Annotated in this window: 9 protein-coding genes; 5 read left to right on the top strand and 4 right to left on the bottom strand. The window is 72.2% G+C overall.

What is annotated here, in order from left to right; all coding sequences use genetic code 11:
* The coding region (locus AC13HU_RS19140; RefSeq protein ID WP_483043115.1) for a hypothetical protein at window positions 1-735 on the top strand (735 nt) is incomplete at its 5' end.
* Between the two features lie 358 nt (window positions 736-1,093).
* Here the strand turns inward: AC13HU_RS19140 and AC13HU_RS19135 are convergent.
* The 3 genes from AC13HU_RS19135 to AC13HU_RS19125 form a co-directional block, all read right to left on the bottom strand.
* Window positions 1,094-2,050 (bottom strand): PNPOx family protein, encoded by a 957-nt coding sequence (locus tag AC13HU_RS19135; protein WP_483043114.1) that lies wholly within the window; start codon window positions 2,048-2,050, stop codon window positions 1,094-1,096.
* Between the two features lie 139 nt (window positions 2,051-2,189).
* Entirely contained in the window at window positions 2,190-3,050 is an 861-nt protein-coding gene (locus AC13HU_RS19130; RefSeq protein ID WP_483043113.1) for an ABC transporter permease, read from the bottom strand.
* Window positions 3,047-4,015, bottom strand: coding sequence for an ATP-binding cassette domain-containing protein (locus tag AC13HU_RS19125; RefSeq protein WP_483043112.1), 969 nt, complete (start codon window positions 4,013-4,015; stop codon window positions 3,047-3,049). Before AC13HU_RS19125 ends, AC13HU_RS19130 begins: the two co-directional genes overlap by 4 nt.
* Window positions 4,016-4,343: 328 nt before the next feature.
* On the opposite strand from AC13HU_RS19125, the gene AC13HU_RS19120 reads away from it, so the two are divergent.
* Window positions 4,344-7,523 carry an ATP-binding protein gene (locus AC13HU_RS19120; RefSeq protein ID WP_483043111.1) on the top strand — a complete coding sequence of 1,060 codons (3,180 nt, stop codon included), beginning with the start codon at window positions 4,344-4,346 and terminating at the stop codon, window positions 7,521-7,523.
* 120 nt (window positions 7,524-7,643) lie between these two features.
* Here AC13HU_RS19120 and AC13HU_RS19115 read toward each other — a convergent pair whose 3' ends face one another.
* Complete coding sequence (locus AC13HU_RS19115; RefSeq protein ID WP_483043110.1) at window positions 7,644-8,060, bottom strand: nuclear transport factor 2 family protein; 417 nt, start codon at window positions 8,058-8,060, stop codon at window positions 7,644-7,646.
* A gap of 592 nt (window positions 8,061-8,652) precedes the next feature.
* On the opposite strand from AC13HU_RS19115, the gene AC13HU_RS19110 reads away from it, so the two are divergent.
* From AC13HU_RS19110 to AC13HU_RS19100, 3 genes are read left to right on the top strand one after another with little or no spacing between them, the layout of a single operon-like run.
* Window positions 8,653-10,092: a family 2B encapsulin nanocompartment shell protein gene (locus tag AC13HU_RS19110; RefSeq protein WP_483043109.1), complete on the top strand. Its 1,440-nt coding sequence runs from the start codon at window positions 8,653-8,655 to the stop codon at window positions 10,090-10,092.
* Between the two features lie 29 nt (window positions 10,093-10,121).
* Window positions 10,122-11,183 (top strand): family 2 encapsulin nanocompartment cargo protein terpene cyclase, encoded by a 1,062-nt coding sequence (locus AC13HU_RS19105; RefSeq protein WP_483043108.1) that lies wholly within the window; start codon window positions 10,122-10,124, stop codon window positions 11,181-11,183.
* Window positions 11,184-11,241: 58 nt separating this feature from the next.
* Window positions 11,242-12,111: a geranyl diphosphate 2-C-methyltransferase gene (locus AC13HU_RS19100; RefSeq protein WP_483043116.1), complete on the top strand. Its 870-nt coding sequence runs from the start codon at window positions 11,242-11,244 to the stop codon at window positions 12,109-12,111.
* The last annotated feature ends 51 nt before the right edge of the window (window positions 12,112-12,162 follow it).

The raw sequence follows: 12,162 nt of genomic DNA, 5'->3' as shown, positions 1-12,162 counted from the left end.
GTCCGGCACCTGCTCGCGGCGGCGGTGGCCGCCATGACGTCGGCCGGGTGCGCCTGGTCGCTCCTGTTCACCGGCACCCCGCGGGTCTACGAAGGCGCGGGGTGGCGGTCCTTCGCCGCTCCCGGCTGGTCCGGCCCGCTCACCGACCGCGCACCGCACGCCGGCGCCGCGGCCGTACGCCCGTCAACACCCGCCGATCTGCCGGCCCTTCGGGCGCTGCGGGACGGCTTCGACGCGGTCCGCCCGCTGACCACGGTGCGGGGCGCGGACGACTGGGAGCATCGGGTCCCCGTCTGGTACGCGGCTCCGGCGCAGATCCTGGTCGCGGCCGACAGCGCGCACGACGGGTACTCATCAACGCGCTCCGGGTCGGCGTCGAGACTGTCCCCCGCCGCTCCCGCCGGCCGCCTGCTGGGCTTCGCCGTGCTCCGCCGCCCCGCACCCGATCAGGTCGAGATCGCGGAGATCGCCCTCGCCCCCGGCCACGGGGCTGCCGTGGCCGGCGCCCTGTTGTCGGCCGCCGCGGTCCGGGCCCGCGCGGCGGGCGCCACGACCGCGACCGTGCGGCTGCCCGCGGAGCCCGCCGTCGTCGGCGCGCTCCCCCGCCTCCTCGCGGAGCCCGTTCCCGCGGCCACTCACTACGGCATGGCCCGCCCGGTGCTCTCGCCGGCGGCGGAGGTCCTCGCGACCGTCACCGCGCCGGGCGCCTTCCACTGGTACGGCGACTCGTTCTGACCGGCGGTGCCGGTCGGGCAAGCCATGTCCGGACCGAGCCCACTCGGCCCGGACTGGGCAGCCGGGCTGCGGCGTCTTCGGGGGTTGAGACACCGGTGCAGCCCGGCTGCAGTCTTCAGACCGCCGGCGTGCGGGACCCGGCGGAGCCGGTGGCGTCCTCGGCGGCGGGATCCGCGGGCAGGTCCCGGGTGATCTGATCGATCCTCGACAGCCGACCGTCCGAGGCGAACCGCGCGAACATGTACCGCCGTAGCAGCCACCGGCAGAAGAGTCTCGTCCGGCGAATGTAGGCGGCGGCCGCAAGGCAGCGCTCAAGACCGAGTTCGAGACGGAGTTCAGGCCCGGCGGAAGCCCGGGTTCAAGCCGGTCCCTCGTGGTGGTCGGCGGCGCGGTCGGTCGCCCGGAACACCGGGACGGACGCGGCCGCGGCCGCGAACGCCTCGGGGCTCGGGTCGCGCACGATGCCGTTTCTGAGGAAGGCGCCTGCGCCGCGCGGGTTCTGGCCGGGGAACTCCCGTAGGACCGCGGCGCGTTCGACCTCGTCCAGTTCCACCAGGTCGACCTCGCGAGTGGTACGGCCGCGGGTGAGCCGGCCGCGGCCGGCCGCCCGGGCGTTCTTCACCCAGTCGGCGTGCGGGTACGCCTGGCACAGGTAGGGGACGCCGTCCAGCAGCACCGGAGCCAGCGGTGTGGTCCGCGGGAGCCCGCTGACGCGGCCGGGCACGGTCAGCAACTGCATCGGGCCGAACGGCAGGCCGACCCGGTGGAAGAAGATCACTAACCGGTTGCGGACGCGCTGCTTCGGCGTGCCGACGACGGCCACCGCCTCATGCGCGGGTCCGCCGCCCTCCGTGTCGGTGGCCGCGCCGGACCGCGAAGTGCCGCTGACCGCCGCGGTGTTGACGAGGTAGCACAGCAGCGCGAGGCCGGTGAGCAGCGCCATGGTGATCGACCGGGCCTCGACCCGGTGGTTGACGAAGGCGGCGCCGTTCACGGACGCACCGATCATGCACAGCAACCCGATCACCGAAGTCGCCATCAGGGCGGGCCGTTTGGTGCCCATGGCGGTCATCAGCGTGTGGATCGACCCGCCGAACAGCACGATGCCCAGCCAGGTGTGGATGGCCAGGACCGCGGGCGTACTCGTCAGGGCGTGGCCGAAGGCCGAGCCGATGCCGGTGCCGGTCGGGGGCCGCCCGTCATAGGCGTTGACCCACATGCCGAACGCGTACTGGACGACGAGCACCACGGCGATGCCGAAACTGGTCTTGCGCAATGCCGCCAGGGCTTCGTCAGGGGTGCCTTTGGTGCCCATACCCATGCTCATCTCGATGTCCGCTTCCTGTGTCGTTCGTGGGGACGGTGCTCGGCAAACGGTTGCGGAGGGGGTGGGTGCCAGGGCGCCGGCTGCCGAGGGTTCCGGCTTCCAGGCTTCCCGCCCCGGGACGGCATGGTCAGGTGCGGCGGCGGTAGGCACGGACGGCGAGCGGCGCGAACACCGCCATGACGCCCACCGACCAGGCCAGCGTCTCCAGTACCGGCCGGGCCAACGGGCCGCCGAGCAGCAGCCCGCGGCAGGCGTCCATGGCGTGCGTCGTCGGGTTGAGGTGGACCCATGCCTGCAACCAGCCGGGCATGCTCTTCGTCGGGGTCAGCAGGTCGGTGCCGAAGGCCAGCGGAAACAGCGTCAGGATCGCCACGCCCTGCACTCCGCTGGGCTCCTTGATGACGACGCCCGCGAAGACGTAGCCCCAGCTCAGGCAGAACGCGAACACGGTCACGAGCAGGCAGGCCGCCAGGGCCCGCCAGCCGTTGGCGTGCATCCGGAAGCCCAGGGCGTAGCCGAAGCCGAACAGCGCGGCCAGCGACACGACATAGCGGATCATGTCGCCGAGCACCGAGCCGATCAGCGGGGCGGCGCGGGCGATCGGCAGGCTGCGGAACCGGTCGAAGACGCCCTTCTTGATGTCGGCGTTGAGGTTGATGCCGGTGGCCATCATGCCCGCCATGATCACGGTCATCACCATCGCGGCGGGGAAGATCGTCTCCAGGTAGGCGTGGGTGGTGCCGGCCACGGCGCCGCCGATCAGGTAGACGAACATCGCCAGGAAGATGATCGGCAGGAAGATCGCGTCGGCGAGACCCTCGGGCGTCCGCGCGATCTTCGTCATGCTGCGGCCGGCCAGCACCAGGCTGTGCCGGACCAGGCCGCCGGGGCGCTTGGCCGTGGGCTCACGCCGGACGGCGCTGCCGGTCGGGCCGGCACCGGCCGGCTCGACATTCTCGTCCCGCTCCGTGCTGGTCGTGCCGGTCATACCGCCACCTCCTCGGTGGTCTTGTCGCCGCTCTCGGTGTGCCGGCCGGTGAGGCTGAAGAACACCTCGTCCAGACTCGGCAGCCGCAGCGCGATCTCGACGACGGCGATGCCTTCGTCGCCGAGCCGGCGCAGCGTCTCGTGGAGCATCGCCTCGCCGTCGGCCGGCGCGGTCAGCAGGGTGCCGCCGGTGGTCTCGGGGTCGCGGCCGGTGGTCGACCGCATGACGCGGGCGGTGTCCGCGAGCCGGCCCGGGTCGGCGGGCCGCACCGAGAGGGTCTGCGTGCCGGTGAGTTGCTTCAGTTCCGCGGCCGTGCCCTCGGCGATCACCTTTCCGTGGTCGATGACGGTGATCGCGTCGGCCAGCGCGTCGGCCTCCTCCAGGTACTGGGTGGTGAGCAGCACGCTCACGCCCTCGCCGGCCAGCGTGCGGATCATCCGCCACAGGTCGTCGCGCTTGGCCGGGTCGAGGCCGGTGGTCGGCTCGTCGAGGAAGATCACCGCCGGGTTCCCGACCAGGCTCGCCGCGAGGTCGAGTCGGCGGCGCATGCCACCGGAGTACGTGGCGACCCTGCGGCCGGCGGCGTCGGCGAGCCCGAACTGGCCGAGGAGTTCGTCGGCGCGCGCCTTCGCACGGTCCTTGTGCAGATCGAGCAGCCGCCCGATGAGGACGAGGTTCTCGGCGCCGGTGAGATCCTCGTCGACCGAGGCGTACTGCCCGGTCAGTCCGATCATGCGGCGTACCTGCGGCGCCTGGCGGACCACGTCGAGGCCGCAGACCGAGGCGCGGCCCTCGTCCGGGGCGAGCAGCGTGGCGAGAATACGCACCGCCGTGGTCTTGCCGGCCCCGTTCGGCCCGAGTACGCCCAGGACCGAGCCCGGCGCGGCGGCGAGGTCGACGCCGTCGAGAGCGGTCACCTTCCCGAATCGCCTGACGAGTCCTTCGGCGCGAAACGCGTAGTCCATGGACGGAAGAGTGCTCCGCCGCGCTCACAGACCGCACTCACGCTGCTCGCAGCCGATCATCTCCGGTCCGGCCGGCCCCTCGGCCGCGGTGGCACCGAGGCCGCCGGCCCGGTCTCCGCCCGGCCGGCCCGGCGCAGCCGGTGAGCGCGGGACCGGCAGGTCAGAGCGGGGCGGGACCGGTACGCGGGAGGGTGTTCGCGGACGCTGCGGAGCCGATCTGTTGCGCTAGGCTGTGAAGCCGGGCCAGGTCACCGGCCATGAGGCGCTGTGGGCTCGTCGACTCCGCCGCGGCCGACCGGCCGGCCGCAGGTATCGGGGGGTGCTTGTGATGAGGATCGGGGTTCTCGGACCGCTGCAAGTGGTGGTGGACGGGCGACCGGTCGAGGTCGGTGGTGCACGGCTGCGCACAATGCTCGTGCGTCTGGCGCTCAGCGCCGGGCACGTGGTGGCCGTGGACACGCTCAGCGCGGCGCTGTGGCCCGAGGACGGCCCCGTCGACCCGGCACACGCCCTCCAGTCGCTGGTGTCACGGCTGCGCCGGGCGCTGGACGGCAAGGTCCCGCTGCGTTCGGTGAGCGGGGGCTACTGCCTGGACATCGCGGTCGACGACGTGGACGTGCTGCGCTTCGAGCGGATGGCGCGCCGGGGCCGGCAGCTGCTGCGGGAGGGCGACAGCCGGGGTGCGGCGGCCGTGCTGCGTGAGGCGCTGGACCTGTGGCGGGGCGAGTCCCTCTGCGGGCTGGGCGCCGCGCCGTTCGCGGCTGAGGCCACGGCTCGCCTGGAAGAGGTCAGGATCGGCGCGGTCGAGGACCGGATCACCGCCGAGCTGGACTTCGCCACCGACCACCGGCAGGCCGTCGCCGAGTTGGAGGCGCTGGTCGCGCGGTTCCCGCTGCGGGAGCCGCTGCGGGTGCTGCTGGTACGCACCCTGCACGCGCACGGGCGCCACGCCGAGGCGCTGGCCGCGTTCGAGGAGTACCGGACGCTGCTCGCCGAGGAGTTGGGCACCGACCCTGGCCAGGACCTGCGCGACGTGCACCTGACGGTGCTGCGCGGCACCCCGGCGCCCGGGACGGAGCCGGCGGCCCGCCCCGCGGGCAATCTCCGCGCGCCGGTGAGCAGTTTCGTCGGCCGCGCCCGCGAGGTCGCCCAGGTCAGCGGGCAGTTGTCACAGGGGCGGCTGGTGACGCTGGTCGGTCCTGGCGGGGTCGGCAAGACCCGGCTGGCCACCACGGTCGCGGGCACCTTACGGGGCGACATGCCGGGCGGGGTCTGGGTGGTGGAGCTGGCACCGGTCACCGACGGGCGCGATATCGTCCCCGCCGTGATGGGCGCGCTGGCGCTGCGCGAGGGCGGTCCGCATGACGCGCGCGGCCCCGAAGACCCGCTGGGCCGGCTCGTGGAGGCGCTGTCCTCGGCCCGGAGCCTGGTCGTGCTGGACAACTGCGAGCACCTGCTGTCGGAAGTGGCCGGTTTCGTGGCGGAGTTGCTCGGCCGATGCCCGCGGCTGCGGGTGCTGGCCACCAGCCGCGAACCGCTGGACATGCCCGGCGAGACGCTGTGCCCGGTGCAGCCGCTGGGCCTGCCCGGGACGGGGGCGAGTGCCGCGCAGGCGGTCGCCCACCCCTCGGTCCAGTTGTTCGTCGACCGGGTCACGGCGGTCCGCCCCGACTTCGCCGTGCACGACGGCAACGTGGCGGCGGTGGTGGAGGTGTGCCGCAGGCTGGACGGGTTGCCGCTGGCGATCGAACTGGCGGCCGCGCGGCTGCGCACGATGCCGCTGGAGCAGGTGGTCAAGCGGCTGGCCGGCCGGTTCCGGCTGCTCGGCGGCGGCAGCCGCACCGCGCTGCCACGGCACCGCACGCTGCGCGCGGTGGTGAGCTGGAGCTGGGAGCTGCTGGACAAGGACGAGCGGTGGCTGGCGGCGCGGCTGGCGGTCTTCCCCAGGGAGATCACCCTGGAGGCAGCTGAAGGGGTGTGTCTGCTGGGCAAGTTGACGCCCGACACGCTGCTCGACCGCATCTCCGCGCTCGCCGACAAGTCGCTGCTGCAAGTGGTCGACGGACCCGACGCGCGGTACCGCCTGCTGGAGACGATCCGCGAGTTCGGCCTGGAGCAGCTGGCGGACTCGGGCGAACTGTCCGAAGCACGCCACCACCACGCCGCCTATTTCCTGGAACTGGCCGAGAGCGCGGCCGAAGACCTGTACGGCGGGGCCCAGTTGAAGTGGATCCCGCGCCTCACCTCCGAGCAGGACAACCTGCTGGCGGTGCTGCAGTACGCGGTCGCCCACGACAGCGGCGACATGGCCGTGCGGCTCGGCGCCGCGCTCGGCTGGTTCTGGACGCTTCAGGGCAACCACGCCGACGCCGCCGACCGGTTGCACCAGGCGCTGCGGGTGCCGGGAGACGCGCCGCTGCCGCAGCGCGCGACGGCCACGGCTCTGCACCTGTTCAATCGGGTGCTGGCCGGCCGGACATCCGACAGCGACTCGGAATACGACCAGGCCAGGCTGGTGGCGGCCACGGTCCCGGAGGCCGCGGCGTACCCGGCCCGCGCGCTCATCGAGGCGACTTTGGCCCTGACCGTCGACGACACCCCCGCCGGGACCGGCGCGATCGACCGGGACCTGATGCACTGCGACGCGTGGGGCCGCGGCACGCTGCTGATGATGCGGGCCTTCCTGCGCGGCAACCACGGGGACATGGCGGGCCTTCACGACGACCTCGTGCAGGCCGTGGCCGCGTACCGCGGGTCCGGCGAACGGTGGGGGTTGTCCATGGCGCTGACCGCGCTCGCGGACGCCGACGCCGTGTTCGGCGACTTCGAGGCGGTCATCGAGGAGTTGAGCGAGTCGATCCTGCTGCTACAAGAGCTCGATCCGGCCGAGGCGGCGATCTCGCAGCGTGCGGCACGCGCCACCGCGCGCACCAAGCGGGGCGACATCGATCGGGCGCGCGCCGAGTTGGCGGAGATGCTCCAGCCGGGCGCCGGTACCGGAACGAGCCGTGAACTGCTCTTCGCCCGGATCGCGTTGGGCAACCTCAACCGCACCTCGGGCGACCTGGCGGAGGCCGCCCGCCAGTACCACGAGGCCCGCGAGGAGATGGCCCAACTGCCTTCCGCGTCACCGCTGTTCCGTGCGGTGCTCGGCGCGGCGCTGTCACACCAGGCGGTGGCCGAGGACGATCTGGTGGGCGCGGCGCGCCATGCCGCGGAGGCGTTCCGGCTGGCTTCTGCGGTGCCGGACATGCCGGTGGTGGCGCAGGCGTCGGTCGCGGTCGCAGGGCTGCTGGCGCACCGGGGCGAACCGGACATCGGGGCGGAGGTGCTGGGCGCGGCCGACGTACTGCGCGGTGCGCCCGACGCGTACAACCCGGAGGTGGTACGGCTGGTGGACGTTTTGACGGCGGCGCTGGGCGAGGTCGGCTTCACCGGGCGCTACGCGCGGGGCCAGGCGCTGGACCGGGCGGCGGCACACGCGTTCATCGAGGCGCGGCTGGCGTGAACCGGCCGCGCCGCCGCCCCCGGCGCCGACGGAAGAAGGGCGGCCGGGGGCGGCGGGGCAGCGCCGACAGCGAGCGCGCCTGCCATGCGCGTCACGTGCGGGCCCTGCCGCGGCGCGGCGTCAGTTGGGTGCGGGCAGCGTGTCGGGGGCGTACGCGCGCACGATCCCGACCGTGTCGGAGATGCCCGACCCCTTGACCACCTTGCCGTCCCGGAACTGCCAGAAGTGCACGAAGTGCACGTCGAACTCGCAGCCGGACGCCCGGAACCGGCCGCTCCAGCCGCCGATGGCCGCGGCCCACTCCCCCTCGACGTGCACCTCCTGTACGTCGAACCGGGTCTCGTCCAGGTAGTCCAGCGCGCTGGAGAAGTAGGCCGCGGCGCCTCCCAATCCGGAGTAGCTGCCCTCTGACCAGGGCAGGGAAGGCGGCGTCTCGATCTCGACCAACGGATCGAACAGCTCCAGCACGGCCTCGATGTCCGCCCGGCCGAGACCGTCGTACAACGTGTCGACAAGTGCGCGCAAGTCGTCCGTCATGCTCATCCTCCCAAGTCCTCGGCCGCGGGAGCCCGCGACCTCGCCTCCGAGTTTCGCGAGGGTTGCCGGGATCTTCTGTGCACTGATTGCTGCAATCTCGGCGCCGCCGGCCGGCTCCCGGGGCGCACGCGCCAGGGGCACTGCCGCACGTGTGGCATCGGGCCGACCCGGTTCAGGGCGCCGGAACGCACCCGCACAACTCGTCGCCGAGCGGACTGCGGTGGTGTGAGAGCCGCCGCCTCGCGGTGCGCCCGGCTGTGCGTTGTGGCGCCGCTACCAGCGTGCGGGCGTGGTGCGCGCGCCGGGTGGGTGCTGCTGCGCGCCGGCGTGCGGGGTGAGCAGACGGCGCGCGGGCGAGCGTGCTCCCGTAGGCCGCTTCACCACGGTGGTTTACACCACCGGGGGCGCGAAGGCGCCCCCCGCAAGCTATACCGCGGTGCGGCCCGCGGCTGCTTGGCTGATCTCTGCGCGGAATCAGCCGCATTACCTTCCGACGCCCGTCCTCGCCCGCCAACACCCTTGACGAACAGCTCTGTTCACTCTGTTCAGGTCTCCGCACACTGTCCGTCCTGCTCGTCCTCCGGGAGAAAACGTGCCCGAACCGGTACCCACCACCGGCGCCACCACCGACGACCCCGCCGCCGAACCAGCGAGCGGCGCACGGCTCACCAGTCTCACCACCCAGGCGGCGCGCCAACTCGCGACCACCACCAAGTCCGAACCGCAGATGCAGGGCATCAGCTCCCGCTGGCTGATCAGGATGCTGCCCTGGCTGGACATCAAGGGCGGCACCTACCGGGTCAACCGGCGCCTCCAACTCCGCGTCGGCCGGGGCCGGGTGGAGTTCGAGCAGAACGGCGCCGACGATGTCCGGGTCATCCCGGAGACCCTCACCGAGCTGCCGCCACTGCACGGATACTCCGACACCGGAGTGCTCACCGAGCTGGCCGCCCGCTTCCAGGTCAGGGAAGTACGCCCCGGCGAGGTGCTGTTCGAGGCCGGACAGCCGATCACGGACACCTACCTGGTCGTCCACGGCCGGCTCACCCGCTACGCCGCCGGCATGTACGGCGAGGAAGGCGTCGTCGGGGTCGTCACCGACGGCGACCAACTGGGCGACGAGGCCATCGGCCGGTCCGACCCGCGGTGGACGACCTCGGTACGCGCCGACACCGCGGGCGTGGTGCTGGTCCTGCCCTGGCAGACCGTCCAGGAGCTCACCGCCCGCGAGCCGTCGCTGGCCGCGCACCTGACGGCGTACGCCGAGCAGCAGCGGCTGCCCACCAACCGCCGCGGCGAGGCCGACATCCCCATGCAGGCCGGCCACTTCGGCGAGCCGGCCATCCGCGGCGGCTTCGTCGACTACGAACTCGCGCCGCGCGAATACGAGTTGTCGCTCACCCAGACCGTCCTGAAGGTGCACAGCAGGGTCGCCGATCTCTACAACGACCCGATGGACCAGACCCAGCAGCAACTCCGGCTGACCATCGAGGAGATCCGCGAGCGCCAGGAGTGGGAACTGGTCAACAACCGCGAGTTCGGGCTGCTGTACAACACCGACTACGGCCAGCGCATCAGCACCTTCTCCGGCCCGCCGACGCCCGACGACCTCGACGACCTGCTCGCGATGCGCCGCAAGACCCGGCTGTTCATCGCCCACCCGAAGGCGATCGCCGCCTTTTTCCGGCAGTGCAACAAGCGCGGTCTGGTACCCGGCACGGCCGACGTCGACGGGCACGAGGTCCCCGCCTGGCGCGGCGTCCCGATCTTCCCGTGCGGCAAGATCCCGATCAGCCCGCAGCGCACCAGCAGCATCATCGCGCTGCGCACCGGCGAGGCCGACCAGGGAGTCGTCGGCCTGCATGCGACCGGCATCCCCGAGGAGTACCAACCCGGCCTGAACGTCCGCTTCATGGGCATCAACAGCGCCGCGATCGTCAACTACCTCGTCACCGCCTACTACTCGATGGCCATCCTCGTGCCCGACGCGGTCGGCATCCTGGAGAACGTCCAGCTCGGCCGGGTCGAGTGACCGCGACGAGCGACCGAGCGGATTACGCGATGAGCACGCCCCCACACGCCGGTACCGCGCGCCCGCTGCTGCCCGGGCCGCCGGCCTTCCCCCGTCCGGCATCCGCCCGCCGCACCGGCGCGATCCCCGGGCTCAGGTACCAACCCGCCCCGCCCGCCGACCCGCAGAAGGTCGGGGAGGTCGACCGCCGGCTGGAGGCGTGGGCGCGCGAACTCGACCTGTTCCCCACCGCCTGGACCGGGGACTTCGCCGGATTCCAGTTCGGCCGGGCCGTCGTGCTCCAGCACCCCGGCGCGGCGGACCTGGACCGCCTGACCGTCGCGGGCAAGCTCCTGCTCGCCGAGAACCTCGTCGACGACTGCTACTGCGAGGAAGAGGAGGACCGCGGCGGATCGCACCGCGGCCTCGGCGGCCCGCTGATCATCGCCCAGTCGGCGATCGACCCCTTCCACGGCACGCCCGAATTCGAGGAGGACTGGCGGCAGGGCATGCAGGCCGACGGGCCGCTGCGCTCGTACCACTGGGCGATGAAGGACTACGCCGCCTTCGCCACGCCCAGCCAGACCACCCGCTTCGTCCACGACATCGCCCGTCTGCATCTGGGCTACCTCGCCGAAGCCGCCTGGGCCGAGACGAAGTTCAAGCCCAAGGTGTGGGAGTACCTGGTGATGCGCCAGTTCAACAACTTCCGCCCCTGCCTGTCGATCGTGGACGCGGTGGACGGCTACGAACTGCCCGAGCCGGTCTACTCCCGCCCGGAGATCCAGCGGATCACCGCGCTGGCCTGCAACGCGACGACCATCGTCAACGACCTCTACTCCTTCACCAAGGAGTTGGAGACCGATCCGAACCACCTCAACCTGCCGCAGGTCGTGGCCGCCAACGAGCGGTGCGGGCTGAAGGCGGCCTATCTGCGCAGCGTCGAGATCCACAACCAGATCATGGCGTCCTTCGAGGAGGAGGCCGCCGCGCTGTCGGCGACCTCACCCGTCGTGGCCCGCTACGCCCGCGGGCTGTCGGACTGGGTGGCCGGCAACCACGAGTGGCACGCGACCAACACCCACCGTTACCACCTGCCGAACTACTGGTAGGCGCAGCTCGCTTCACCAGCACAGCACAGCACCCTGTACAAAGGAGTCAGCGTTGACCATGTCCCACCGCGTCACCACCACGGCACCGGTGCCGACCCAGTCCACGTACCAGACCCGCGTCGCGGACTACTGGAACGCCGAGGAGAACCCGGTCAACCTCGAACTCGGAAAGATCGACGACCTCTACCACCACCACTACGGCATCGGCGACGCCGACTGGTCGGTGCTCGACGAGACCGACCCCGGCCTGCGCCGGGCGCGGATCACCGCGGAACTGCACCGCCTGGAGCACGCCCAGGCCGAACTGCTCGCCGCCCACCTTGGGCCGCTGTCCCCCACCGACCGTGTCTTCGACGCCGGTTGCGGGCGCGGCGGCGGCAGCGTCGTGGCGAACCTGCGCTACGGCTGCTCCGCCGACGGCGTGACGATCTCCACCAAGCAGGCGGAGTTCGCCAACGCGCAGGCCCGCGCCCGCGGTATCGACGGCAAGGTCCGCTACCACCACCGCAACATGCTCGACACCGGCTTCCAGACCGGCGGTTACGCCGCGTCCTGGAACAACGAGTCCACGATGTATGTCGAGTTGGAGCTGCTCTTCGCCGAGCACGCCCGGCTGCTGCGCCGCGGTGGACGCTACGTCACGATCACCGGCTGCTACAACGACACCTACGGGCGGGCATCCCGCGAGGTGTCCCTGATCAACGCCCACTACATCTGCGACATCCACCCGCGCTCGGCGTACTTCCGGGCGATGGCGGCCAACCGGCTCGTCCCCGTCCACGTCGAGGACCTCACCGCGACCGCCATCCCGTACTGGGAACTGCGCAAGGAGGCCGACCACCTGGTCACGGGCGTTGAAGAACCGTTTCTGACGGCGTACAAGAACGGCAGCTTCCAGTACCTGCTGATCGTGGCCGACCGGGTCTGAGCGAACACGTCCGCCCCGCGCACACGCCGAGCGGCGCGCGCCGGCCACGGG

This window comes from Streptomyces sp. NH27 (assembly GCF_056859195.1).
This window is presented reverse-complemented; position numbering and strand designations above follow the sequence as displayed.